This is a genomic window from Streptomyces cyanogenus (genome assembly GCF_017526105.1).
Taxonomy (GTDB): Bacteria; Actinomycetota; Actinomycetes; order Streptomycetales; family Streptomycetaceae; genus Streptomyces; species Streptomyces cyanogenus.
Genome location: NZ_CP071839.1, coordinates 6,168,805 through 6,194,123 on the forward strand (window position 1 = coordinate 6,168,805; position 25,319 = coordinate 6,194,123).

Genomic DNA, 25,319 nt, shown 5'->3' on the forward strand with positions numbered 1-25,319 from the left:
CGCCCGTCCGGCGTGCGCCCCTGCCACAGGGGGACACGACGCCCGCCCCGACCCGCACGGCAGACCTCTTTGGAACCCCTAGTTTCCGTTGATGACCTGTGGCATCAGCGAGGAAAGCAGACGAAATGTCTCACCTGCTCGACTCCGTCGACTCCGCGTCGCTGCGCAGCGACATCCCGGCCTTCCGCCCGGGTGACACCGTCAACGTCCACGTCCGCGTCATCGAGGGCAACCGCTCCCGTGTGCAGCAGTTCAAGGGCGTTGTGATCCGCCGCCAGGGCTCCGGTGTCCGCGAGACCTTCACGGTCCGCAAGGTCTCGTTCTCCGTCGGCGTCGAGCGCACCTTCCCGGTGCACACCCCGATCGTCGAGAAGATCGAGCTGGTCACCCGTGGTGACGTGCGCCGCGCCAAGCTGTACTACCTCCGTGACCTGCGCGGCAAGGCCGCGAAGATCAAGGAGAAGCGCGAGAGCTGAGCGCTTTCCCGGAGTCACAGCGGGGCCGGATAGCATCTGGCTCCGATGGACACCGAAGCACAGCAGACGGAACGCGACCGCTCCTCCCGCCCCGGTACTCCGGGACCGGAGGGCCGGTCGCGTTTCGCGTTGCCGTCGCGGGTGGCCGACTGGCTCCCGGGCGGCCGGATCACCCTCGGCGTCTTCGCCGGTCTGGTGTTCCTGCTCCTGCTCAACGCCTTCGTGGTGCAGCCGTTCGAGATTCCGAGCGGATCCATGGAGCGGGGTTTGAGGATCGGGGACCGGGTTCTCGTAAACAAGGTCGCGTACCGTTTCGGTGCCCAGCCACGTCGCGGTGACGTGATTGTGTTCGACGGCACCGGGTATTTCGGCGACGCCGACTACATCAAGCGCGTGGTCGGTGTGGGGGGAGACCATGTGGTGTGCTGCGACAGGAACGGGAGGATCGAGGTGAACGGCCGGCCGGTCGACGAGACGGCGTTCCTCTATCCCGGGGACGGCGCCTCCGGCGTGCCCTTCGACGTCGTCGTGCCCTCGGGCCGCCTGTTCGTCCTCGGCGACCACCGCAGCGACTCCAGCGACTCCCGCGACCATCTCGGCTCGCCCGGCGGCGGCATGGTCCCCGTCGGTGACGTCATCGGCCGGGCCGACTGGATCGTGTGGCCGTACCGCCACTGGACGCATCTGACCCGGCCGTCCGCCTACGCGCGCGTGCCCGCCGCCCCGGCGGGGGGCGCCCATGGGTAACCGCGGCAAACCGCGCGGAGTGCCCAGCACGCCCGCCGACAACCTGCTGCCCACCGGGTCGCGCCGCACCTCCGCGCCCGGCGGTGGCCGCACGCGCGCGGAGCGCCGGAAACTGCAGCGCAAGGTCAAACGCAAGCGCAGACGGTCGGCCGTCCGGGAGATCCCCCTGCTGGTCGGTGTCGCCGTCCTCATCGCGCTCGTCCTGAAGACGTTCCTCGTCCAGGCGTTCGTGATCCCGTCCGGTTCCATGGAACAGACGATCCGGATCGGCGACCGGGTGCTGGTCGACAAGTTCACCCCGTGGTTCGGCTCCAAGCCGCAGCGCGGGGACGTCGTCGTCTTCCACGACCCGGGCGGCTGGCTGCAGGACGAGCAGACCACCAAGAAGAAGGACCCCGTCGTCGTCAAGCAGCTCAAAGAAGGCCTCACCTTCATCGGCCTGCTGCCCTCCGACAACGAGAAAGACCTGATCAAGCGGGTTATCGGGGTCGGCGGCGACCACGTCAAGTGCTGCGACGCGCAGGGCCGCGTCACCGTCAACGGCGTACCGCTCACGGAGGCCGACTACCTGTACCCGGGGGACGTGCCGTCCACCATGTCCTTCGACATCACCGTCCCCAAGGGCCGGCTGTGGGTGATGGGTGACCACCGGGGCAACTCGGCGGACTCCCGCTCGCACCAGAACACGCCCTACGGCGGCACGGTCTCCGAGGACTCGGTGGTGGGCCGGGCCATGGTCATCGGCTGGCCCCTCGGGCACTGGACGCGCCTGGAAGAACCTAAAACCTTTGCAAGCGTCACCGACTCGCTGCCGGGAACGACCGCTGCTCCCGAGGCGTCGCATAGGGTTGCCTCCGAGAATCCGAACGGATTGACCCAGCTCCCGACCCCTGCGGAACTCCCGCTCGTTATGGGAGTGGTGGGCCTGCACCGCGTGCGGGGCAGGCGGCGGCACAGAGTGAGGAGTTGGCGTGGGGGATGTGGCGGTTGGCGCACGGTCGGGACACGACGGCGAGGAGCACCGCGGGCACCCCGTGGAACCGGACGTTCCCGTACCGGACAGCGCCATGACCTCCGGGAATGAGCGGTCCGCGGGCGACGACGGCGCACCGGACGACGAGCCGCGGCCGGGCACTGCGGCGGGCGTGGGCGAGGCGGCACGCCGGCCCAGGAAGCCGCGCTCCTTCTGGAAGGAGCTGCCGATCCTGATCGGCATCGCGCTGGTCCTGGCGCTGCTGATCAAGACGTTCCTGGTCCAGGCGTTCTCGATTCCGTCGGACTCGATGCAGAACACCCTCCAGCAGGGTGACCGGGTGCTGGTCGACAAGCTCACCCCGTGGTTCGGCTCCAAGCCCGAGCGCGGCGAGGTCGTCGTCTTCCACGACCCCGACAACTGGCTGGCGGGCGAGCCCGCGCCCACCCCGAACGCGGTGCAGAAGGTCCTCAGCTGGATCGGCCTGATGCCGTCGGCGGAGGAGAAGGACCTGATCAAGCGCGTGGTCGGAGTCGGCGGCGACACGGTCGAGTGCAAGGGCAGCGGCCCGCTGAAGGTCAACGGCAAGGCGCTGAACGAGCCGTACGTCTACCCGGGCAACACGCCGTGCAGCGTGGACGAGCAGGGCGGCCAGTTCAAGGTGAAGGTCCCCAAGGGCTACATCTGGGTGATGGGCGACCACCGCCAGAACTCCCGTGACTCCCGGTACAACCAGTCCGACAAGCACCACGGCATGGTCCCCGTCAACGAGGTCGTCGGCCGCGCCATCGTCAAGGCCTGGCCGATCAACCGCTGGGGCACCCTGCCGATCCCGGACACCTTCGACCAGCCCGGACTCGACCAGCAGTCCTCCTCCGCCGCGTCCCTCACGGTGGCCCCCGAGGGCATCGCCGTCGCGGCGGTCCTCCCGGTGGCGCTGTGGCGGCGCCGGCGCACGGACCGGCCGGAGGCCGTGAAGCGCTGAGAGCCCCCGGGCCGCGAAAGAGGGGCTGCCCCTGTTCGGTACCGCCGGGTAGGGTGCGGGTCCATGGGTGGCGAGAGCATGACGCGTACGGCCCCGCAGGGCGGCGGCACCGGCACGGCACAGGCCGGCGGCCGGCTCGGACAGCGGTTGTCGGGACTGGCGGTGGCACTGGGTCTGGTGCTGTTCCTCGGCGGTTTCGCCTGGGCCGCGCTGGTGTACCGGCCGTACACGGTGCCCACCAGTTCCATGACCCCCACCATCGACGCCGGTGACCGGGTGCTCGCCCAGCGCGTCGACGGCGACGAGGTGCGCCGCGGTGACGTGGTCGTCTTCGAGGACAAGAGCTGGGTCAGCAACGCCAAGGTGGTCAAGCGCGTGGTCGCGGTCGGCGGGGACACCGTCTCCTGCTGCACGAACGGCAAGCTGACCGTCAACGGCAAGCAGATCGACGAGCCGTACCTGCCCGAGGGCAGCCTCGCCGAGATCAAGAACTTCGCCACGGTGACCGTCCCGGAGGGCCGGCTGTTCCTCCTCGGCGACGAACGCCAGGGTTCCCTGGACTCCACCGCCCACCTCACCGACGCGGCCAAGGGCACCGTCTCCCGTGAGGCCGTGTCCGCCCGCGTGGAGGCCGTGGTCTGGCCCTGGAAGGGCGTGCTCAAGAGCCCCACCGGCTTCGAGACGCTCGGCCCCGTGTCCGAGCCCGGCCCGCTGCGCACGATCGAGCTGCTGGTAGCGGCCGGCGCGGTCCTGGTCCTCGGCGGCGGCGCCTACGGCCCGATCGCGGGCCGCGTCAACCGCTCCCGCGCCCGCACCGCCCGGCCGGAGGCGGCCGGTGCCCGCTGACGCCACGCGGCCGGCGGGGGAGTCGTACGACGCCGAGGGCGGGGCCGGCCCGCGCAGGGTGGCCCGGGTGGTGCTGCTGGACCCCGAGGACCGCATCCTGCTCCTGCACGGCCACGAGCCGGGCGATCCGGCCGACGACTGGTGGTTCACGCCCGGCGGCGGCCTGGAGGGCACCGAGACGCGCGAAGAGGCCGCGCTGCGGGAACTCGCCGAGGAGACCGGCATCACCGACGTCGTGCTGGGTCCCGTGCTCTGGCGGCGGCGGTGCTCGTTCCCGTTCGCGGGCCGCCGCTGGGACCAGGACGAGTGGTACTTCCTGGCCCGTACGACCCAGACGGCGACCGCGGCGACGGGGCTGACGGAGCTGGAGCGGCGCAGCGTCGCCGGAGCGCGCTGGTGGACGTGTCAGGAACTGACCCGGGCACATGAGACGGTGTATCCGACCAGACTCGCCGAGCTGCTGCGCACGCTGCTCGTCGAAGGTCCCCCGGCCACGCCCGTGACCCTCGACACGGAAATCGTCTGAGGGTCCCCGGGACTGGCGCACAATGGGGGGATCGCACGGCTGAAGGGGAACATGCCATGAGCGCCGAGGACCTCGAGAAGTACGAGACCGAGATGGAGCTGAAGCTCTACCGGGAGTACCGAGATGTCGTCGGTCTGTTCAAATACGTGATCGAGACCGAGCGGCGGTTCTACCTCACCAACGACTACGAGATGCAGGTGCACTCGGTGCAGGGAGAGGTGTTCTTCGAGGTCACCATGGCCGATGCCTGGGTCTGGGACATGTACCGGCCGGCTCGCTTCGTCAAGCAGGTCCGGGTGCTTACGTTCAAGGACGTGAACATCGAGGAGCTGAACAAGAGCGACCTGGAGCTGCCGGGCGGATGACGTCCCCCACCCGGGTGAGGGAGTTTTCCACAACCGCCGAGTAGTCCCCCAAGATCAACATTCGGGGACGGGATGCGTGACGGTTGGCGCCTGAGGAGGTGCCGACATGAACGCACGAGAGGCAATCGGCAAGTACGGCGAGGACCTGGCCGCCCGGCGGCTCGCCGAGGCCGGCATGACGATCCTGGAGCGCAACTGGCGCTGCGGACGCTCCGGCGAGATCGACATCGTGGCGCGGGACGGGGACGCGCTGGTCGTCTGCGAGGTGAAGACCCGCACCGGCGGGGACTACGAACACCCGATGGCCGCGGTCACCCCGGAGAAGGCGGCCCGGCTCCGCGAACTGGCCGCGCACTGGATCCAGGCCCATGGAGGGGCCCCACCGGGCGGCGTCCGCATCGACCTCGTCGGCGTCCTCCTGCCCCGCCGCGGCGCCCCGACCGTCGAACACGCGCGGGGGGTGGCCTGAATGGCGTTCGCCCGTACGTGCTCCGTGGCCCTGGTCGGCGTCGAGGGCGTGGTCGTCGAGGTCCAGGCCGACCTCGAACCAGGCGTCGCCGCCTTCACCCTGGTGGGCCTCCCGGACAAGAGCCTGACGGAGAGCCGGGACCGGGTGCGGGCGGCGGTGGTGAACTCGGGCGGCGAGTGGCCGCAGAAGAAGCTCACCGTCGGACTCAGCCCGGCCTCGGTCCCCAAGGCCGGCTCGGGCTTCGACCTCGCCGTCGCCTGCGCGGTGCTCGGTGCCGCCGAGCGGATCGATCCCCGGGTCCTTGCCGACATCGTCATGATCGGAGAGCTGGGCCTGGACGGCCGGGTGCGCCCGGTCCGGGGCATCCTGCCGGCCGTCCTCGCGGCGGCCGACGCGGGATACGAGCAGGTGGTCGTGCCCGAGTGCGCCGCAGCCGAGGCCGCGCTGGTCCCCGGTGTGTCCGTGCTCGGCGTGCGCAGTCTCCGGCAGCTCATCGCGGTCCTGACCGAGGAGCCCGTCCCCGACGAGGCACCGGACGAGCAGGGACGGCCCGATCCCCTCCTGGCCGGGCTGCGGGTACCGGGCACGGGCGCCGCCACCGGCATGCACAGCATCGGTGCCGCACAGCACGACCACGATCACGACCTGGCGGACGTCGTGGGGCAGACCTCCGCCCGTACGGCCGTGGAGGTGGCCGCGGCCGGCGGACACCACCTGTTCCTGGAGGGACCGCCCGGCGCGGGCAAGACCATGCTCGCCGAACGCCTGCCCGCCGTCCTTCCCCGGCTCACCCGGGAAGACTCGCTGGAAGTCACGGCCGTGCACTCGGTCGCGGGACTGCTGCCCCCGGGCAAGCCGCTCATCGACGTCGCGCCGTACTGCGCCCCGCACCACTCGGCCACGATGCAGTCACTCGTCGGCGGAGGCCCGGGCATCGCCCGGCCCGGGGCTGTGTCCCTGGCCCACCGCGGTGTGCTGTTCCTGGACGAGGCACCCGAGTTCCACAGCCAGACCCTGGACGCGCTGCGGCAGCCATTGGAGTCGGGGCACGTCGTCATCGCACGCAGCGCCGGCGTGGTCCGGTTCCCGGCCCGGTTCCTGATGGTCCTGGCCGCCAACCCGTGTCCCTGCGGACGGTTCTCCCTGCGCGACTCCCTGTGCGAGTGTCCGCCGTCGGCGATCCGCCGGTACCAGTCCCGGCTGTCCGGGCCGCTGCTGGACCGGGTGGACCTGCGCGTCGAGGTCGACCCGGTCACCCGGGCCCAGCTCACCGAGCCCGGAGCCCGCGGAGAGTCCACGGCGACCGTGGCCGACCGGGTACGGCAGGCTCGCGAGCGGGCGGCGGCCCGTCTCGCAGGCACCCCGTGGCGCACCAACAGCGAGCTACCGGGCCGCGAACTGCGCAGCCGGTACCACGCCGTCACCGGGGCGATGGACGAGGCCGAACGCAACCTGGAACGGGGCGTGCTCACCGCCCGCGGGATCGATCGTGTCCTGCGCGTCGCCTGGACGGTCGCCGACCTCGTCGGACACGACCGCCCGGACGCGACCGACGTCGCCCTGGCGCTGCAACTGCGCACCGGTGTCCCCCGGGGGGTGCCCATGGCCATCGGAGCCCTGACGTGAGGAGTGAGGAGGATCCCGGTGCCGAGCGGCTCGGGCGGGTGTTTCTCGGGCGGGTGGTGGAGCCCGGGGACGAGGTCGGGGGGCGGTGGGTGCGGGAGTTCGGGGTGGCGGAGGTGGTGCGGCGGCTGCGGGGCGGCGGGGACGCGCTGCCGGGGGTGAGCGAGACCCGGTGGGCGGGGCTCGTCGCGCGGGCCCGGCGGGCCGAGCCGGAGCGGGACCTGGAGATCGCCCGGGCCGCCGGGGCGCGGTTCGTGTGCCCGGGCGACGGAGAGTGGCCCGGACAGCTCGACGACCTGGGCGACGGGCGGCCCCTCGGACTGTGGGTGCGCGGCCGGCCGCACCTGCGGATGTGGGCGCTGCGCTCCGTGGCCGTCGTGGGCGCCCGCGCCTGCACCGAGTACGGCACCCACGTCGCGGCCACCCTCGCCTCAGGGCTCGCCGAACGCGGCTGGGTCGTCGTGTCGGGCGGCGCGTACGGGATCGACGGGGCCGCCCACCGCGGTGCCCTCGCCGCCCGCGGCGCCACCGTCGCCGTCCTCGCCTGCGGCGTCGACCAGCCCTACCCCCGCGGCCACGCCGCCCTGATCGGCCGGATCGCCGACCAGGGGCTCGTGGTGGGCGAGCTGCCGCCGGGCGACCACCCGACCCCCAGCCGGTTCATCCTCCGCAACCGGGTCATCGCCGCGCTGACCACAGGCACCGTCGTCGTGGAGGCGGCCTGCCGCAGCGGCTCGCTGTCCACCGCACGGGCCGCCCAGCGCCTGGGCCGGTTCACCATGGGCGTCCCCGGCCCGGTCACCAGCGCCCTCTCCGCCGGCGTGCACGAACTGCTGCGCGGGGAGGCCACCGTGGTCACCGACGCCACCGAGGTCATCGAGCTCGTGGGCGACATGGGTGACCTGGCGCCGCCCCGGCGGGGCCCCGTCCTCCCGCGTGACCTGCTGGAGCCGGCCGCGCGAAGCGTCCTCGCCGCCCTGCCCGGCAACCGCGCCGCACCCGTCGGCGAGATCGCGCTCGGCGCCCGCACCACACGCGACGAGGCCATCGCGAGACTGTACGAACTCCGAGCACTTGGTTACGTGGAACGACACGGCGATGGCTGGAAGTTGACACGCCAAGCGCTGATCTCGGTCCGGGCCGGTCGGTCGTCATGCTGACCCACCGTGTTCGGCCGTCCGGGGGAACCCCCGACGCCCTTGGCGTTTCCCGGAGTTGGTGCCCCGAGCCGGTCACGGAGAGCGAACCGTGGTGCGCGGTCACCCAGCCGACGCGCGCGCCCCGCGCACGGGTGGTGGTGCAGTGTTCGCACACCGCGACTCCTCAGTCACGCTACGCTCACAAAGGCGGTGGCGCAGATTGCGCCAACCCGGTATCAGACAGTCACCTCGCACAGGCAGCCCACTTCACCGCACGAGCCCCTACCCCACCCACTCGACAGCACTCCAGAGCACTTCACGGCACTTCACGGCAGAACGGCACAAGGCGACGAATGCCCCAGCACACCTCCGGGTCCGACCGGGCGGCGATCCCCCCAGCCGCCCGCGACGGTGGCAGCATGCGACCGCCCGCACCCTCGACGCTCGACGAGCTGTGGCGGTCGTACAAGGCGACAGGGGACGACCGGCTGCGGGAGCAGCTGATCCTGCACTACTCGCCGCTGGTCAAGTACGTGGCGGGCCGGGTGAGCGTCGGGCTGCCGCCCAACGTGGAGCAGGCCGACTTCGTCTCCTCCGGAGTGTTCGGGCTGATCGACGCGATCGAGAAGTTCGACATCGACCGGGAGATCAAGTTCGAGACGTACGCGATCACCCGGATCCGCGGCGCGATGATCGACGAGCTGCGGGCGCTGGACTGGATCCCCCGCTCGGTCCGGCAGAAGGCGCGCAACGTCGAGCGGGCCTACGCCACCCTGGAGGCGCGGCTGCGGCGGACGCCGACCGAGGGGGAGGTCGCCGCCGAGCTGGACATGGAGGTCGACGAACTGCACGCCGTGTTCAGCCAGTTGTCGCTGGCCAACGTGGTTGCGCTGGAGGAGCTGCTGCACGTCGGGGGCGAGGGCGGGGACCGGCTCAGCCTGATGGACACGCTGGAGGACACCGCCGCCGACAACCCGGTGGAGGTGGCCGAGGACCGGGAACTGCGGCGGTTCCTGGCGCGGGCGATCAACACACTGCCCGAGCGGGAGAAGACCGTGGTCACCCTGTACTACTACGAGGGGCTGACCCTCGCCGAGATCGGCAACGTGCTCGGCGTCACGGAGAGCCGGGTCAGCCAGATCCACACCAAGTCGGTGCTGCAGCTGCGGGCCAAGCTGGCGAGCTTCGGGCGCTGAGTCCTCCCTTCCGGTGGGGCTCGTCCGTAAAGTGGTCGCCGTGCCAAGGATTCGAGCGGCCTCCGTGGCCGAACACCGGTCGATGCAGCGAGCCGCCCTGCTGGACGCGGCTCGGTCCCTGCTGTCCGAGGGCGGGACGGACGCGCTGACCTTTCCCGCGCTGGCCGAGCGGACCGGGCTGGCCCGGTCGTCCGTGTACGAGTACTTCCGCTCCCGGGCCGCCGTTGTCGAGGAGCTGTGCGAGGTCGACTTCCCCGTCTGGGCGGCGGAGGTCGCGGCGGCGATGGAGCGCGCCGAGTCGGCCGAGGGCAAGGTCGAGGCGTACGTGCGGCAGCAGCTGGAACTGGTGGGGGACCGGCGGCACCGGGCGGTCGTGGCGATCTCGGCGAGTGAGCTGGACCCCGGGGCCAGGGAGAAGATCCGGGCGGCCCACGGTGGGCTGGTCGCCATGATCGTGGAGGCGCTGGAGGAGCTGGGCCACGGGCAGCCCCGGCTGGCGGCGATGCTGCTGCAAGGGGTGGTGGACGCGGCGGTGCGCAGGATCGAACTGGGTGCCGCGGAGCACCCCGAGTCGGTGACGGACGCGGCCGTGTCCATGGCGCTGCACGGTGTGAAGGGCTGAGCCCCGCCGGGATCGCGAGCGTTCCCTAGGGCCGCGGGAGCCGAGCGGCCCGCCCCCGAGGGGTGACCGGGAGCAGCCTCGACGGCCCCCGCGCCAGCAGCCACGGCGGGAGCAGGGACAAGGGGTTCAGGTAGGTCTCGCCGCGCAGCAGACCCCAGTGGACGCAGGACGCCGGCCCGCAGTGGGAGCCCGGCGCCTCCACCGTCCCCACCACCTCGCCCGCGGCCACCTCGTCCCCCTTCGACACCGACGGGCGTACCGGCTCGTACGTGGTGCGCAGTTCTGTTCCGGCCAGTGCCACCGAGACCACGCCCCGCCCGGCCACCCGCCCCGCGAACAGCACCCGGCCGGCCGCGACCGCCCGCACCGGCGCCCCGGGCGGGGCGGCGAGGTCGACACCCCGGTGCCCGGGGCCGTACACCGTCGCCGGCGGCTCCCAGCCGCGCAGCACCGGCGGGCGCACGCCCACCGGCCAGGAGCGGCCGAGGGCCGGGACCGGGGCCTGCACGAACGGCCCTGGGGCGGGAGGCGGGGGATCCGCCCAGGCCGGAGGGGTGAGCAGGGCAGCCGCCGACGCCAGCGGCAGAGCCGTTCTCAACAGCACGTATCGCATGCCGCACACCGTCCCGCATCCCCGCCGATCACGGCCGGAGCCTGTGGACTACTCGCAGGTTGTGGACAGTGGCGTCACCCGGCACCTCGACGGTCCCGTACACTTCTTCTGGCGATCCGGGTCACCGGGTCGACTTCGCACGCCCCGGTACGGCGGCCGGCAACGGTTCGTACCAAGCGCCCCTCGGTCCCTCGTGGCACGGCGCATCGCGGGCGTCAGGCGCGGCCGCCGTCCGGCGGACGCGGCACAACCGAGAACAACAAGGAGAAACGGCCATGGCCGTCGTCACGATGCGGGAGCTGCTGGAGAGCGGCGTCCACTTCGGTCACCAGACCCGTCGCTGGAACCCGAAGATGAAGCGCTTCATCTTCACCGAGCGCAACGGCATCTACATCATCGACCTGCTCCAGTCGCTGTCGTACATCGACCGCGCCTACGAGTTCGTCAAGGAGACCGTCGCCCACGGCGGCACGGTCATGTTCGTCGGCACGAAGAAGCAGGCGCAGGAGGCCATCGCCGAGCAGGCCACCCGCGTCGGCATGCCCTACGTCAACCAGCGCTGGCTGGGCGGCATGCTCACCAACTTCTCGACCGTCTACAAGCGTCTGCAGCGCCTCAAGGAGCTCGAGCAGATCGACTTCGAGGACGTCGCCGCGTCCGGTCTGACCAAGAAGGAGCTTCTCGTGCTCTCGCGCGAGAAGGCCAAGCTGGAGAAGACCCTCGGTGGTATCCGCGAGATGCAGAAGGTGCCCAGCGCCGTCTGGATCGTGGACACCAAGAAGGAGCACATCGCCGTTGGTGAGGCCCGGAAGCTGAACATTCCGGTCGTCGCGATCCTCGACACCAACTGCGACCCCGACGAGGTCGACTACAAGATCCCGGGCAACGACGACGCGATCCGCTCCGTCACCCTGCTCACCCGCGTGATCGCCGACGCCGTCGCCGAGGGCCTCATCGCCCGCTCCGGCGTCGCCACCGGCGACAAGGGCGAGAAGGCCGCGGGCGAGCCGCTCGCCGAGTGGGAGCGCGACCTGCTCGAGGGTGAGAAGAAGGACGAGGCTCCGGCCGCCGAGGCCGCGCCGGCCGAGGCCGCTGCCGCCGAGGCTGCTCCGGCCGAGGCTGCTCCGGCCGAGGCCGAGAAGGCCGCCGAGGGCGAGCAGGCCTGACGCAGGTCCGTCAGCGATCGACGGCGGGGGCGGTACGGCTTCCACCAGCGCCCTCCGGCGCGGTGAAGTCCGCCCCCGCTGTTCACCCGTAGGTCGGCACGAGGTACCCGTTCCACGTCTCCACGGGGAACGTGGACCGTGCGGATCCAGAAGATCTCCCAGACTTCGAGAAAGACTCACAGACTCATGGCGAACTACACCGCCGCCGACGTCAAGAAGCTCCGTGAGCTGACCGGCGCCGGCATGATGGACTGCAAGAAGGCGCTGGACGAGGCCGAGGGCAACGTCGAGAAGGCCGTCGAGGCGCTGCGCATCAAGGGCCAGAAGGGCGTCGCCAAGCGCGAGGGCCGCTCCGCCGAGAACGGCGCCGTGGTCTCCATCATCGCCGACGACAACTCCTCCGGTGTCCTGGTCGAGCTGAAGTGCGAGACGGACTTCGTCGCCAAGGGCGAGAAGTTCCAGGCCGTGGCCAACGCCATCGCCGAGCACGTCGCCAAGACGAACCCGGCCGACCTCCAGGCCCTGCTCGCCTCCGAGATCGAGCCCGGCAAGACCGTCCAGGCGTTCGTGGACGAGGCCAACGCCAACCTCGGCGAGAAGATCGTCCTGGACCGCTTCGCGCAGTTCGCCGACGGCTACGTCACCGCCTACATGCACCGCACCATGCCCGACCTGCCCCCGCAGATCGGTGTCCTGGTCGAGCTCGACAAGCCGAACGCCGAGGTCGCCAAGGGCGTCGCCCAGCACATCGCCGCCTTCGCGCCGAAGTACCTCTCCAAGGAGGACATCCCGGCCGAGGTCGTCGAGTCCGAGCGTCGCATCGCCGAGGAGACCACCCGCGCCGAGGGCAAGCCCGAGGCCGCGATCGCCAAGATCGTGGAGGGTCGTCTGAACGGCTTCTTCAAGGACGCCACGCTGCTCGGTCAGCCGTACGCCCTCGACAACAAGAAGTCGGTCCAGAAGGTCCTGGACGAGGCCGGTGTCACCCTGAAGCGCTTCTCGCGCATCAAGGTCGGCATCTGAGTCCGTACCGCGATCGACCGCGACCCGGCGAGATTTCTCGATAGGGTCGAGAGCAGTCGTCCGGCACACCGCCACACCCCGGCGTGAGGCGGACGGCAGCAGATCTGACGAGGAGGCCATTGCCGCGCATGGGAGCGAAAAGCAACCCCACCGGCAATGGCCTTCTTCGTATGTGCAACACGTGAAAGAGGCGGGATCCCCCATGACCACCAAGGCCCAGAAGAGCGACGACGGCAAAGTGCGCGGCCGGTTTCTGCTGAAGCTGTCCGGAGAGGCCTTCTCCGGTGGCGGGGGCCTGGGCGTCGACCCGGACGTGGTGCACAAGATCGCCCGAGAGATCGCGGCCGTCGTGCGCGACGGCGCCCAGATCGCGGTCGTCATCGGCGGAGGCAACTTCTTCCGCGGCGCCGAACTCCAGCAGCGCGGCATGGACCGCGCCCGCTCCGACTACATGGGCATGCTCGGCACCGTGATGAACTGCCTCGCCCTCCAGGACTTCCTGGAGAAGGAGGGCATCCAGTCCCGCGTGCAGACCGCCATCACCATGGGGCAGGTCGCCGAGCCGTACATCCCGCTGCGCGCCGTGCGCCACCTGGAGAAGGGCCGCGTGGTCATCTTCGGCGCCGGTATGGGCATGCCCTACTTCTCGACCGACACCACCGCCGCCCAGCGCGCCCTGGAGATCGACGCCGAGGCGCTGCTCATGGGGAAGAACGGCGTGGACGGGGTCTACGACTCCGACCCCAAGACCAACCCCGACGCCGTCAAGTTCGACGCGCTCGGCTACGGCGAGGTCATCACCCGTGACCTCAAGGTCGCCGACGCCACCGCCATCACGCTGTGCCGCGACAACAAGCTCCCGATCCTGGTGTTCGAGCTTCTCGCGGAGGGCAACATCGCCCGTGCCGTCAAGGGTGAGAAGATCGGCACCCTGGTGGGTGACGAGGGCAGCCGGGACTGACCCGGGATCAACCCGGCCGGTCACGTGCGGCCCTGTGAGGGGGCCGGACCCCGGCCGGGGGATGGACAATGTCCTGCCGGTCGGGAACCGTGCAGGAAGAAGACGCGACGCAGCCGGCCGCCGACCGACTTCAAGGAACCGCAGCCGGGCCTTACTCAAGACACGCAGGAGCAAGTGGTGATCGAAGAGACCCTCCTCGAGGCCGAGGAGAAGATGGAGAAGGCCGTCGTGGTCGCCAAGGAGGACTTCGCCGCGATCCGCACCGGGCGTGCGCACCCGGCGATGTTCAACAAGATCGTGGCCGACTACTACGGTGCCCTGACGCCGATCAACCAGCTGGCCTCGTTCTCCGTGCCGGAGCCGCGCATGGCGGTCGTGACCCCGTTCGACAAGAGCGCGCTGCGCAACATCGAGCAGGCGATCCGCGACTCCGACCTGGGCGTCAACCCCAGCAACGACGGCAACATCATCAGGGTGGTGTTCCCCGAGCTGACCGAGGAGCGCCGCCGCGAATACATCAAGGTCGCCAAGGGCAAGGGCGAGGACGCCAAGGTCTCGATCCGCTCGGTGCGCCGCAAGGCCAAGGACGCCATCGACAAGCTGATCAAGGACGGCGAGGTCGGCGAGGACGAGGGCCGCCGTGCGGAGAAGGAGCTCGACGACACCACGGCGAAGTACGTCGCCCAGGTGGACGAGCTTCTCAAGCACAAGGAAGCGGAGCTGCTCGAAGTCTGATGAGCGACTCTTCCTGGGGAGCGCCGCCAGCGGCGGGCCAGGCCGGGTACTGGGGGCCCACCGCGGGCGGCCCGGCCCAGCCTGTCCCGGGGGCCGTCCCGGCGGGTCCCACGTACGATGCGCCTGAGGCGCAGCAGACTCGCCCCATGCCCATCGTGCCCGACGTACCCGCGTACGGCGGAGACCAGGACGAGGACCGGGGGGCCGCTCGGCTGAGCGGCCCCCTGTTCCGAGACGAGACGTTGCAGGCCCGGGAACTCCCGGCCGAGAACCAGAACCCGGAGCCCATGCCCGACGCCCCGCAGCCGGCGCCAGCGCCGCAGAAGAAGAGCGCGGGCCGTGACCTGAGCGCGGCCATAGGCGTCGGGGTCGGGCTCGGTGTGGTGATCGTCGCGTCCCTGTTCATCGTCAAGGCCGTGTTCGTCGGCGTGATCGCGGTCGCCGTCGTCGTCGGCCTGTGGGAACTGACCAGCAGGCTCCAGGAGCGCAAGGGCATCAAGGCGCCGCTGGTGCCGCTCGCGCTCGGCGGTGCGGCGATGGTCGTCGCCGGCTATGTGCGCGGCGCCGAGGGCGCGTGGGTCGCCATGGCGCTGACGGCCCTGGCCGTGCTGGTCTGGCGCATGACGGAACCACCGGAGGGCTATCTCAAGGACGTCACGGCCGGCGTCTTCGCGGCGTTCTACGTGCCCTTCCTGGCCACGTTCGTCGCGCTGATGCTCACCGCCGACGACGGCTCCTGGCGGGTCCTCACCTTCCTGCTCCTGACGGTCGTCAGCGACACCGGCGCCTACGCGGTCGGCTGGCGCTTCGGCAAGCACAAGCTCGCCCCGCGCATCAGCCCCGGCAAGACCCGCGAGGGCCTGCTGGGCGCGGTGCTGTTCGCGATGGTCGCGGGCGCGCTGTGCATGCAGTTCCTCATCGACGACGGCCGCTGGTGGCAAGGCCTGCTGCTGGGCCTCGCGGTCGCGGCCAGCGCCACGCTGGGTGACCTCGGCGAGTCCATGATCAAGCGGGACCTGGGCATCAAGGACATGGGCACCTTGCTCCCCGGCCACGGCGGCATCATGGACCGGCTCGACTCGCTGCTGCCCACGGCTCCGGTGGTGTGGCTGCTCATGGTGATCTTCGTCGGCTCGGCGTGAGCGGCACGGCTCCACGGGGTACGGCATGGAGGCCCCCGTCCTGAACGCGGGGCGGGGGCCGTTGTCGTACGCGGACACCTAACCGGAGACGACCGGTTCCGGGACGGGCCGGCGTCCGGGACGGGCTCGTATTCGGGACGGACCGGCACCCGGTAGGGACCGGCATCGGGCACGAGCTCGTATTCGGGACGCACCGGCACCCGGTAGGGACCCGTATCCGGGACGGACCCGCACCCGGTTGCCGCAGCACGAATCGGCGGCCGGCACCCGCGCGCGGCAGACTCCCTCACAGGACGGCGGTTCCGCCGCCCGGCGACGCAGCAGGGAGTGCGCCCATGCCCCTCGATCCCGCCTCCGCCCCCGTCCCCGCTCCGCTCGACCCGGCCGCCGCCCCGCCGGTGCGGTTCTGGGCCGTCGAGGACCTGCCCGCGCTCGACCCCGACCCGCTCCTGGACGAGCTGCTGCGCGAGGAGCCGGTCAGCCGGATCAGACTGCCGTACGGGGAAGGACACGCCTGGCTGGTCACCCGGTACGAGGACGTCCGCTTCGTCACCTCCGACCCCCGCTTCTCCCGGGAACGGGTCGTCGGCCGCGATGTCACCACCATGCGCCCGGTGCCGGTGGCCTCCCAGACGGCGGGCCTGCAGTACATCGACCCGCCCCGGCACACGCGGCTGCGCCGGGTCGTCGCCCGCGCGTTCACCGGCAGGAGCATGCAGCGGATGCGCCCGCTAGCCGAGCGCCGGGCCGCCGAACTGCTCGACGGGATGCGGCGCGCCGGCCCGCCCGCCGACCTCATGGAGCACCTGCACGGCCCCTTCCCGCTCGCCGTGCTCCGCGACTTCCTCGGTGTCGAGGAGAAGGACTGGCACCGCTGGGCCGAAACGGGCGAGGCCCTGCTGTCCGCGGGCGCCGAGGCCGAGGAACGGGCCCGCGAGGCCGCCCGGGCCACCCGCGCCCGGATCACCGAGCTGCTCCGGCGCCGCCGTACGGAACCCCGCGACGACCTGGCCGGCGTGCTGGCGCAGGCCGCGGCGACGGGCGAGATCACCGATGACGAGGCGCTCTCCCTCGCCATCGCCGTGCAGGTCAGCGGCGGTCACGCGGTCCGCAGCAACAGCGGTTCGATGATGTACGCGCTGCTCACCCACCCCGAGCAGCTGGACCGGCTGCGCCGGGAGCCGGAGCTGCTGCCCCGGGCCGTGGAGGAGCTGTTCCGCTACGTCCCGCACCGCAACGGCGTCGGCATCCCGCGGATCGCCACCGAGGACGTCGAGGTCGGCGGCCGGCTGATCCGCGCCGGTGACGTGGTCTACAACGCCTACGTCGCCGCCAACCGCGACCCCGCGGTGTTCCCCGACCCGGACGCCCTGGACTTCGACCGCGACAGCCCAGCCCACGTGGCCTTCGGTCACGGGCCGCACCACTGCCTGGCCGCCGTCATGGCCCGTATGGAGGCCGAGGTCATGATCGGCTCCGTGCTCACCCGCTTCCCCGGCATCCGGCTGGCCGTGCCCCCCGAGCAGGTGGAGTTCCAGCGCCGGGGCCTGATCCGCGGACCGAGGACCCTGCCCGTGACGTGGTGAGGCGGTCCATGGCAAGGTACGCGGGAACCAAGGGGGAAACGTGATCTTTCTGCTGCTCGGTGTCCTGGCCCTCGCCATCGGTGGATGCGTCAGCGTGGTCTGGGCGGAGCGGGGCGGCCCACGCTGGGTCCGCGCCGTCGCACTCGTCACCCGGACGGCGGGCGAGCTCCTGGCCGGCACCCGGAAGAAGCGAGGCCGAACCTCGAACACCGCCGACGACGGCGACTGATTGGGGGCCGGGTGCCGGCCACTGGGCCGTCTCCGGGCCGTCAGTCGTCTGCGTTCTTGATTGCCTTCCGGGCTTTGCCCGTGAAGGCGGCGCGCTTCAACAACCGTGTGTCGTGATCGGGGCCCTGACCCGGGGCGTGCAGCTGGGCCGCGATCCGGCTGTCACCGATGTTGTCCCTGAGCACGTGCATGATGGCTTCGAACTCTGCCCACGCGTCGAAGTAGAGCTCTGCTGCGGCATCGTCGATGGACGACGGGCCGTGCAGCCCGGCGACGTGGAGAGCATGGTCCAGTTGCTTCAGAGCCGACAAGGCGGCCTGGATCTCCGGCCGCTCTGTGTCATTCGTGTCTCGTGGTGGTACGAGCCGCCACATCGCGTCGATCGCATGCCACGCGTCCGTGGAAGCGGCGAGCAAGTCGGCGTACGCGGTGCGTCGCGATTCCTCGCGCGCGCGGGTTCGCTCAGCAGCAGTTTGTTGACGCTGCAACCGGAGAGTGATCCATCCGGCCAGACCGGCAGCCGACAGGGTGGAAAGTGCCGTGATCAAGGCGACCGCGATGGTGTCCTGCATGGAGTCAGTCTTTCGGGTCCGAGGACGATGCGGCGCTGTGATGGAACACTTGGTCGATCGCTCCGCGCGTACGCTGCCGGCTCGACGGCATCACGTGCGCGTAGACCCGCAGCGTCAACCCAGGGCCGGTCTGCACGGACCGTGCGAACCTGGGCAGGCAGCCACGTGCCAGGGCAGGAGCGCGACAAGACTTTCAGAGGGACCACCGGGGATGGAGCAATCGCGAAGCACGCTGAACCGTCTGGCCAACAGTGGCCTCGGAGCCGTTCCGGCGGTTGGCTGCATTGCGTACGCGGTGCAAGCCGACACCGCTGTTGCGCGGCTCGGGGGCGGTCTGGCCCTGATCGGGTTCGCCGTCCTGGCGGTGCGGGGATATCGACTCGGAGTGAGTTGTGAGCACTCGCGGTTGGTGATCCGTGGCTACCTGCGTACGCGGGTGATCGACCGACAGCGCATCACGGAGATCACCGACTTCCCCGCAGTGAGGTGGACGGCTCCCAACGGACGTAAGCGATGGACCCCCCTCACGGCGTTCATGACGAGCCCAGGCGAAATCCCGGCAACCCGTCTGCACAAGGATCGCGGCATCAGGAAGCTGCGACAGTGGGCGCGACGCTAGCGCCCCGACACCCTGCAGCCGTCCGGGTGGACGCGCAGGTCACCCGAAACAAAAGCGGTTTGATCATGTGACTGTCGTGTTGATCGCTCGCTGGTGTGAGCATGGGGAAGCGTCAGTCGCGGCCGTGAATTGTGTCGGACGAACTGTGCTCGCTCATCGAGCCGTTGCTGCCCGAGCCGCCGCCGAAGCTGGTGGATGGGCGGCCGCGAGCGCCCGACCGTCACGCCTTGTGCGCCATCCTGTTCGTCCTGCCCACCGGCATCCAGTGGGAGTACCTTCCCCAGGAGCTCGGCTTCGGCTCGGGCATGACCTGCTGGCGCCGCCTGGCCGCATGGAACGAAGCCCGCGTCCGGGACCAGCTGCACCAGCTGCTGAACAGGCGCAAGCACCACATCATCACCGACCGCCGAGGGATCCCGCTCACGGTGTCGCTGACCGGACACGAGGCTGGGACCAGCTGCCCGCCTGAGCCGGCGGCGCCGGTTCTGCCTACCCTCGATATAGGGGGTGACCAACCCGGAAAAGGACCGCCATGGACCTCCAGCTCAAGGACAGGGTCGCCGTCGTCACCGGAGCGAGCAAGGGCATCGGCCTCGCCATCGCCGATGCGTTCGCCCGTGAAAGCGCCCACGTCACCGTCGGCAGCCGGAGCATTACTCCCGAGCTCAAAGGGCTCCACGAGAAGTACGGCGTCACCGCAGTCCCGGTCGACCTGTCCACCGCAGACGGACCGGGCGCACTCGTCCGACACGCGGTGGACGAGTACGGCAGGGTCGACGTCCTGGTCAACAGTCTGGGTACCGCGACGCCCCGTCCGAGCTTCCTGGACATCGACGATGCCGAGTGGCAACGGATCTTCGACATGACCCTGTTCAGCGCGGTCCGGGCCAGCCGCGCTGCGCTTCCTCACCTGCTGGTCGTGGACGGGGGTTCCATCATCAACATCAGCTCCATCAACGCGCGTCTACCCTTCCCCATGGTCGTGGACTACTCCGCGGCCAAGGCCGGGCTGAGCAGCCTGACCAAGTCGCTGTCCGAGGAGTTCGCACCGCGAGGCGTCCGGGTCAACGCGATCGCCCCGGGGCCGGTCCGCACTCCCTTCTGGACCGCGCCGGGCGGCTTCGCCGATGCCACGGCAGCCCAGGCCGGCACCACCGCGCAGGAAGCCATCGACGCAGTCGTGCCGCGGAGCATGGGCATCTCCACAGGACGAGTCACCGAAGCTCACGAAGTCGCCGATCTGGCTCTCTTCCTCGCCTCCCCGCTCGCCGGCAACATCACGGGAGCCGAGTTCACCATCGACGGCGGCCAGGTCAAGACATTGTGATCTCTCGCCCCTGCCTGCACACCCGGTTGCTGAGCACCGGGCTTGACGATCTCCCTGGTCATGGGCCGCTCGCGGCGAGCCTGGAAGATGCCTCCTACGATGGTGACGCGATGCGGAGCAGGTCCCTCGCGCTCGGCGACGCTCTCCTTCGCCGGGTACTCGGCCTGGGCGCACGGGCCATCGGCTGGGCCGTCCCTGGGCCGTCCGAAGCCGATCAGTGGCGCCCGGTGACGACTACTGATGACAGTCGTACCCAGTGACAGCCGCAGGTCACCCAAGTCGATCTGCGACACTGGATGCACCATGCCCAAGCCCGGAGAACTCACTTTCGTCGCGCCGCGCGGAGCCAAGAAGCCGCCGCGGCATCTCGCCGACCTCACACCCGCCGAGCGCAAGGAGGCGGTGGCCGGGATCGGTGAGAAGCCGTTCCGTGCCAAGCAGCTCTCGCAGCACTACTTCGCGCGGTACGCGCACGACCCGGAGCAGTGGACCGACATCCCCGCCGGTTCGCGTGCCAAGCTCCAGGAAGCGCTGTTCCCGGAGCTGATGACGGTCGTCCGGCATCTGTCCACCGACGAGGGGGCCACGCGCAAGACGCTGTGGCGGCTGTTCGACGGGACGCTGGTCGAGTCCGTGCTGATGCGGTACCCGGACCGGGTCACCATGTGCATCAGCTCGCAGGCGGGCTGCGGGATGAACTGTCCGTTCTGTGCGACCGGACAGGCGGGTCTCGACCGGAACCTGTCCACGGCCGAGATCGTCCACCAGATCGTCGACGGGATGCGGGCGCTGCGGGACGGGGAGGTGCCCGGCGGCCCCGCGCGGTTGTCGAACATCGTCTTCATGGGCATGGGCGAGCCGCTCGCCAACTACAACCGGGTCGTCGGTGCGATCCGCGCGCTCACCGATCCGGCCCCGGACGGGCTGGGGCTGTCGCAGCGCGGGATCACCGTGTCCACCGTCGGGCTCGTGCCGGCCATCCACCGGTTCGCCGACGAGGGCTTCAAGTGCCGGCTGGCGATCTCCCTGCACGCCCCCGACGACGAGCTGCGCGACACCCTCGTCCCCGTGAACACGCGGTGGAAGGTGCGCGAGGTGCTGGACGCCGGGTTCGAGTACGTCGAGAAGAGCGGGCGCCGGCTGTCCATCGAGTACGCGCTCATCCGCGACATCAACGACCAGGCATGGCGGGGTGACCGGCTCGGGCGGCTGCTCAAGGGCAAGCCCGTGCACGTCAACCTCATCCCGCTGAACCCGACGCCGGGGTCGAAGTGGACCGCGTCCCGGCCCGAGGACGAGAAGGCGTTCGTCGAGGCCATCGCCGCGCACGGGGTGCCCGTGACCATCCGGGACACCCGCGGCCAGGAGATCGACGGGGCCTGCGGACAGCTCGCGGCCACCGAGCGGTAATCTGAGCCGGTCAGGACAACTTCATATCAGCCAACATCTGCATATTCCGACAGGGGAGCGCCACAGCGCTGAGAGTGCGGCAACCGGGCCGCAGACCCTCTGAACCTCGCCCAGGTCATTCTGGGTAGGAAGTTCGGTCATCACTCAAGCTGTTGCGCCCTGCCCGGGTCTCCCTCACGGAGCCCGGGCAGGGCCGCGTCTCTTCCTGGCCAACCCCAGGAGGACATCCAGTGCACAACAAGACCCTCGTGGCCGTCGCGGTCGGGCTCGGCCTGATCACACTGTCCGCGTGCGGCTCGACGGACACGAAGAGCGGCACGGACTCCACGACCGTCACCCTGGTCAGCCACAACTCGTGGTCCGTCTCCAAGAAGGTCCTCAAGGACTTCGAGAAGCAGTCCGGGTACAAGGTCAGGGTCCTGGAGGACGGCGACGCCGGGCAGGCCGTCAACAAGGCGATCCTGACCAAGGACAACCCGCAGGGCGACGTCTTCTTCGGCGTCGACAACACGCTGCTCTCCCGCGCCCTCGACAACGGCCTCTTCCAGCCGTACACCGCCAAGGGCCTGGACAAGGTCGGCGCCGCCTACCAGCTCGACAAGGACAAGCACCGGGTCACGCCGATCGACTACGGCGACATCTGCGTCAACTACGACAAGGCGTACTTCAGCGAGCACAGGCTGACCCCGCCGCAGTCCTTCGCCGACCTGGCCGAGCCGCAGTACAAGAACCTGCTCGTCACGGAGAACGCCTCCACTTCCTCGCCCGGCCTCGGCTTCCTGCTCGGCAGCGCCGCGCAGTTCGGGGACACCGGCTGGCAGGACTACTGGAAGAAGCTCAAGGCCAACGGCGTCAAGGTCGTCGACGGCTGGGACCAGGCCTACTACCAGGAGTTCTCCGGATCGTCGGAGGGGAAGAAGGCCGGTGGCGACCGGCCGCTCGTCGTGTCGTACGCCTCCTCCCCGCCGGCCGAGGTGATCTACGCCAAGAAGCGGCCCAGCACCGCCCCGACCGGCGTCGCGACCGGCACCTGCTTCCGGCAGACCGAGTTCGCCGGGCTGCTGAGCAACGCGAAGAACCCCAAGGGCGCCAAGGCCTTCATCGACTTCCTGGTCTCCAAGGAGTTCCAGGAGGACATGCCGCTGAACATGTTCGTCTACCCGGTGCTGCAGGGCGCCGAGGTCCCAGCCGAGTTCACCGAGTACGGGCCGGCCGCCAAGGACCCCGAGACCATGGCCCCCGGCAAGATCGCCGCCAACCGTGATCAGTGGGTCAAGTCGTGGACCTCGCTCGTACTGAAGTAGCGATCCGAAAGCGCCGCAGGGCAAACGCGGCGCGGCTCGGCCTCATGGCCCTGCCCGCCGCGTTCTTCGCCCTGTTCTTCGCCTGGCCCGTCGCCGCGATCGTCGCGCGCGGCCTCAAGGTGGACGGCACCTGGCGGTTCGGGCGGATCGCGGAGGTCGTCGCCCAGCCGGACATCCGGCACGTGCTGTGGTTCACCACCTGGCAGGCGCTCGCCTCCACCGCGCTCACCCTGCTGCTCGCGCTGCCCGCGGCCTATGTCCTCGCCCGGCTGGACTTCCCGGGCCGGCAGGTGCTGCGGGCCGTCGTCACAGTCCCGTTCGTGCTGCCGACCGTCGTCGCCGGCAGCGCCTTCCTCGCGCTGGTGGGCCGGAACGGGCTGCTCGACCAGCTGTGGGGGGTACGGCTGGACACCACGGTGTGGGCGATCCTGCTGGCCCACGTCTTCTTCAACTTCGCGGTCGTCGTCCGCACGGTCGGCGGGCTGTGGGCCCAGCTCGACCCCCGGCAGGAGGAGGCCGCCCGGATGCTGGGCGCCTCCCCGCTGACGGCCTGGCGGAAGGTCACCCTGCCTGCGCTCGCTCCCGCCGTGGCCGCCGCCGCCCTGATGGTCTTCCTGTTCACCTTCACCTCCTTCGGCGTGGTGCAGATCCTCGGCGGCCCCACCTTCTCCACCGTCGAAGTGGAGATCTACCGGCAGACCTCCGAGGTCTTCGACCTGTCCACGGCCGCGGTCCTCACCCTCGTCCAGTTCGCGGCCGTCGGCGCGATCCTCGTCGTGCACGCCTGGACGGTACGGCGCCGGGAGGCCGCCCTCAGGCTCGTGGCCCCGGACACGACCGTCCGGCGCCCGCGCGGCGCGGGCCAGTGGGTGCTGCTCGCCGGCGTCCTCGCCACCATCGCCCTGCTGCTGGTCCTGCCGCTCGCCGTCCTCGTCCGCCGCTCCCTCGACGCGCCCGGCCTCGGCTACTACCGGGCGCTGACCGAGACCGACGGCGGTACGTTCCTGGTGGCGCCCCTGCACGCGGTGTGGACCTCGCTGGAGTACGCCTTCGCCGCGACCGCCATCGCCGTGGTGATCGGAGGTCTCGCTGCCGCCGCGCTGGCCCGCCGGGACGCCGGACGGCTGGTGCGGGGCTTCGACGCGCTGCTGATGCTGCCGCTCGGCGTGTCCGCCGTGACCGTCGGCTTCGGCTTCCTGATCGCCCTCGACAGGCCGCCGCTGGACCTGCGCCAGTCCTGGATCCTGGTGCCGCTCGCCCAGGCGCTGGTCGGCGCCCCCTTCGTCGTACGGACCATGCTGCCCGTGCTGCGCGCGGTGGACGTCCGGCTCCGGGAGGCGGCGGTCGTGCTCGGGGCCCCGCCCTGGCGGGTGTGGCGGGAGGTGGACCTGCCGCTGGTGCGGCGGGCGCTGCTGGTGGCGGCCGGGTTCGCGTTCGCCGTGTCGCTGGGTGAGTTCGGGGCGACCGTGTTCATCGCCCGGCCCGACAACCCGACGCTGCCGGTCGCCGTGGCCCGCCTGCTGAGCCGCCCCGGTGACCTCAACTACGGCCAGGCCATGGCCCTTTCGACGATTCTGATGGTGGTGTGCGCCGCCGCGCTGCTGATCCTGGAGCGGCTGCGCACCGACCGGACGGGGGAGTTCTAGATGCTGCTGAGCCTGGACGCCGCGACCGTGCGCTTCGGCGGGCGGGCGGTGCTCGACGCCGTCGGCCTGGAGGTCGCCGAACACGAGGTGGTGTGCGTCCTCGGGCCCAGCGGCAGCGGCAAGTCGACCCTGCTGCGGGTGGTGGCGGGGCTGCAACCCCTGGACTCCGGGCGCGTGTCGCTGGACGGCCGGGACCAGGCGGGGGTGCCCGCGCACCGGCGCGGGGTGGGGCTGATGTTCCAGGACCACCAGCTGTTCCCGCAGCGGGACGTCGGCGCGAACGTGGCGTTCGGCTTGCGCATGCACGGCGTCGCCAAGGGCGAACGGGAGGCCGAGGTCGGTCGGTTGCTGGAGCTGGTCGGGCTGCCGGGGGCCGCCCGGCGGGCCGTGGCCTCCCTGTCCGGTGGCGAGCAGCAGCGGGTGGCCCTCGCCCGGGCGCTCGCGCCCCGGCCCCGGCTGCTCATGCTGGACGAGCCGCTCGGCCAGCTCGACCGCTCGCTGCGGGAACGGCTGGTGGTCGAACTGCGGGAGCTGTTCGGCCGGTTGGGTACCACGGTGCTCGCCGTCACCCACGACCAAGGGGAGGCGTTCGCGCTGGCCGACCGGGTGGTGGTGATGCGGGACGGGCGGATCGCGCAGACGGGGACACCGCTGGAGGTGTGGCAGCGGCCCGCCGACGCGTTCGTGGCCCGCTTCCTCGGCTTCGAGAACGTGGTCCCGGCGACCGTCGCCGGTACGGCCGCCGACAGCCCGTGGGGCAAGCTGCCGGTGCCGGACGGCTCCGCGCAGGGCGGCCGTACGGTCCTCGTCCGGCCGGCCGGGGTCCGGCTGGTGCCGGCGGACCAGGGCCTGCCCTGCACGGTGACGGCGCACACCTTCAAGGGCACCCATGTGGCCGTCCACCTCCAGCCGGCGGACGGCCCGCGGCTGGAGGCGGCCTGCCCGCTGCGGGACGCGCCTGAGCCCGGCGCCTCGGTCGGTGTGGAGTTCGACGTGGCCGAAACGGTCGTGCTCGACTGA

General features: G+C 70.8%; 26 protein-coding genes and 1 pseudogene. 25 read left to right on the forward strand and 2 right to left on the reverse strand.

Translation table 11 applies throughout. The annotated features are described in order from the left end of the window. Positions 1-125 precede the first annotated feature (125 nt). From rplS to S1361_RS27970, 12 genes are all read left to right on the forward strand, one after another. Complete coding sequence (gene rplS, locus S1361_RS27915; RefSeq protein WP_069778487.1) at positions 126-476, forward strand: 50S ribosomal protein L19; 351 nt, start codon at positions 126-128, stop codon at positions 474-476. Positions 477-521: 45 nt separating this feature from the next. Further along, positions 522-1,223: a signal peptidase I gene (gene lepB, locus S1361_RS27920; protein ID WP_208034664.1), complete on the forward strand. Its 702-nt coding sequence runs from the start codon at positions 522-524 to the stop codon at positions 1,221-1,223. Further along, positions 1,216-2,307, forward strand: a complete 1,092-nt coding sequence (gene lepB, locus S1361_RS27925; protein ID WP_208034665.1) for a signal peptidase I — start codon at positions 1,216-1,218, stop codon at positions 2,305-2,307. The genes lepB (S1361_RS27920) and lepB (S1361_RS27925) overlap by 8 nt, the downstream gene beginning before the upstream one ends. Then, positions 2,195-3,181, forward strand: coding sequence for a signal peptidase I (gene lepB / locus S1361_RS27930; protein WP_208034666.1), 987 nt, complete (start codon positions 2,195-2,197; stop codon positions 3,179-3,181). Before lepB (S1361_RS27925) ends, lepB (S1361_RS27930) begins: the two co-directional genes overlap by 113 nt. Before the next feature lie 63 nt (positions 3,182-3,244). Beyond that, positions 3,245-4,027: a signal peptidase I gene (lepB, locus tag S1361_RS27935; RefSeq protein WP_208034667.1), complete on the forward strand. Its 783-nt coding sequence runs from the start codon at positions 3,245-3,247 to the stop codon at positions 4,025-4,027. After that, positions 4,017-4,553: an NUDIX hydrolase gene (locus S1361_RS27940; protein WP_208034668.1), complete on the forward strand. Its 537-nt coding sequence runs from the start codon at positions 4,017-4,019 to the stop codon at positions 4,551-4,553. The genes lepB (S1361_RS27935) and S1361_RS27940 overlap by 11 nt, the downstream gene beginning before the upstream one ends. A gap of 56 nt (positions 4,554-4,609) precedes the next feature. After that, positions 4,610-4,918 (forward strand): DUF2469 domain-containing protein, encoded by a 309-nt coding sequence (locus S1361_RS27945; RefSeq protein WP_014675276.1) that lies wholly within the window; start codon positions 4,610-4,612, stop codon positions 4,916-4,918. Positions 4,919-5,024: 106 nt separating this feature from the next. Then, a complete protein-coding gene (locus S1361_RS27950; protein ID WP_208034669.1) occupies positions 5,025-5,387 on the forward strand; it encodes a YraN family protein in 363 nt (120 codons plus the stop codon). Further along, complete coding sequence (locus tag S1361_RS27955; protein ID WP_208034670.1) at positions 5,388-7,013, forward strand: YifB family Mg chelatase-like AAA ATPase; 1,626 nt, start codon at positions 5,388-5,390, stop codon at positions 7,011-7,013. Then, the gene (dprA, locus tag S1361_RS27960; RefSeq protein WP_208034671.1) at positions 7,010-8,170 is read left to right on the forward strand and encodes a DNA-processing protein DprA; all 1,161 of its coding nucleotides are present in this window, start codon (positions 7,010-7,012) and stop codon (positions 8,168-8,170) included. The genes S1361_RS27955 and dprA overlap by 4 nt, the downstream gene beginning before the upstream one ends. 332 nt (positions 8,171-8,502) lie before the next feature. Continuing rightward, positions 8,503-9,345: an RNA polymerase sigma factor WhiG gene (whiG, locus tag S1361_RS27965; RefSeq protein WP_208034672.1), complete on the forward strand. Its 843-nt coding sequence runs from the start codon at positions 8,503-8,505 to the stop codon at positions 9,343-9,345. 64 nt (positions 9,346-9,409) lie between these two features. Then, the gene (locus S1361_RS27970; protein ID WP_208036798.1) at positions 9,410-9,967 is read left to right on the forward strand and encodes a TetR/AcrR family transcriptional regulator; all 558 of its coding nucleotides are present in this window, start codon (positions 9,410-9,412) and stop codon (positions 9,965-9,967) included. A 25-nt stretch (positions 9,968-9,992) separates the two neighbouring features. On the opposite strand, the gene S1361_RS27975 is transcribed toward S1361_RS27970, so the two are convergent. Next, positions 9,993-10,580: a murein hydrolase activator EnvC family protein gene (locus S1361_RS27975; RefSeq protein WP_208034673.1), complete on the reverse strand. Its 588-nt coding sequence runs from the start codon at positions 10,578-10,580 to the stop codon at positions 9,993-9,995. Between the two features lie 275 nt (positions 10,581-10,855). On the opposite strand from S1361_RS27975, the gene rpsB reads away from it, so the two are divergent. From rpsB to S1361_RS28010, 7 genes are all read left to right on the forward strand, one after another. Then, complete coding sequence (rpsB, locus tag S1361_RS27980; RefSeq protein WP_208034674.1) at positions 10,856-11,746, forward strand: 30S ribosomal protein S2; 891 nt, start codon at positions 10,856-10,858, stop codon at positions 11,744-11,746. Positions 11,747-11,932: 186 nt separating this feature from the next. Beyond that, positions 11,933-12,769, forward strand: a complete 837-nt coding sequence (gene tsf, locus S1361_RS27985; protein WP_208034675.1) for a translation elongation factor Ts — start codon at positions 11,933-11,935, stop codon at positions 12,767-12,769. A gap of 202 nt (positions 12,770-12,971) precedes the next feature. Then, positions 12,972-13,730, forward strand: a complete 759-nt coding sequence (pyrH, locus tag S1361_RS27990; RefSeq protein WP_059252851.1) for a UMP kinase — start codon at positions 12,972-12,974, stop codon at positions 13,728-13,730. A gap of 177 nt (positions 13,731-13,907) precedes the next feature. Next, positions 13,908-14,465 (forward strand): ribosome recycling factor, encoded by a 558-nt coding sequence (gene frr, locus S1361_RS27995; RefSeq protein ID WP_189981158.1) that lies wholly within the window; start codon positions 13,908-13,910, stop codon positions 14,463-14,465. Then, positions 14,465-15,607, forward strand: a complete 1,143-nt coding sequence (locus S1361_RS28000) for a phosphatidate cytidylyltransferase (protein ID WP_208034676.1) — start codon at positions 14,465-14,467, stop codon at positions 15,605-15,607. Before frr ends, S1361_RS28000 begins: the two co-directional genes overlap by 1 nt. A 335-nt stretch (positions 15,608-15,942) precedes the next feature. Further along, complete coding sequence (locus S1361_RS28005) at positions 15,943-17,193, forward strand: cytochrome P450 (protein WP_208034677.1); 1,251 nt, start codon at positions 15,943-15,945, stop codon at positions 17,191-17,193. A gap of 40 nt (positions 17,194-17,233) precedes the next feature. Further along, positions 17,234-17,422 carry a hypothetical protein gene (locus S1361_RS28010; RefSeq protein WP_208034678.1) on the forward strand — a complete coding sequence of 63 codons (189 nt, stop codon included), beginning with the start codon at positions 17,234-17,236 and terminating at the stop codon, positions 17,420-17,422. A gap of 40 nt (positions 17,423-17,462) precedes the next feature. Here S1361_RS28010 and S1361_RS28015 read toward each other — a convergent pair whose 3' ends face one another. Beyond that, the gene (locus tag S1361_RS28015; protein ID WP_208034679.1) at positions 17,463-17,993 is read right to left on the reverse strand and encodes a hypothetical protein; all 531 of its coding nucleotides are present in this window, start codon (positions 17,991-17,993) and stop codon (positions 17,463-17,465) included. A 747-nt stretch (positions 17,994-18,740) separates the two neighbouring features. Between S1361_RS28015 and S1361_RS40505 the strand changes: the two are divergent. The 6 genes and pseudogenes from S1361_RS40505 to S1361_RS28040 form a co-directional block, all read left to right on the forward strand. Continuing rightward, positions 18,741-19,052, forward strand: a pseudogene (locus S1361_RS40505) (transposase); the annotation flags it as partial. A gap of 92 nt (positions 19,053-19,144) precedes the next feature. Continuing rightward, on the forward strand, positions 19,145-19,939 hold the full coding sequence (locus S1361_RS28020; protein ID WP_208034680.1) for an SDR family NAD(P)-dependent oxidoreductase: 795 nt from the start codon (positions 19,145-19,147) through the stop codon (positions 19,937-19,939). Between the two features lie 303 nt (positions 19,940-20,242). Continuing rightward, on the forward strand, positions 20,243-21,349 hold the full coding sequence (gene rlmN, locus S1361_RS28025) for a dual-specificity RNA methyltransferase RlmN (RefSeq protein WP_208034681.1): 1,107 nt from the start codon (positions 20,243-20,245) through the stop codon (positions 21,347-21,349). Between the two features lie 230 nt (positions 21,350-21,579). Next, positions 21,580-22,653: a thiamine ABC transporter substrate-binding protein gene (locus S1361_RS28030; protein ID WP_208034682.1), complete on the forward strand. Its 1,074-nt coding sequence runs from the start codon at positions 21,580-21,582 to the stop codon at positions 22,651-22,653. A gap of 44 nt (positions 22,654-22,697) precedes the next feature. After that, a complete protein-coding gene (locus tag S1361_RS28035) occupies positions 22,698-24,299 on the forward strand; it encodes an ABC transporter permease (protein WP_208034683.1) in 1,602 nt (533 codons plus the stop codon). Next, positions 24,300-25,319, forward strand: a complete 1,020-nt coding sequence (locus S1361_RS28040; RefSeq protein WP_208034684.1) for an ABC transporter ATP-binding protein — start codon at positions 24,300-24,302, stop codon at positions 25,317-25,319.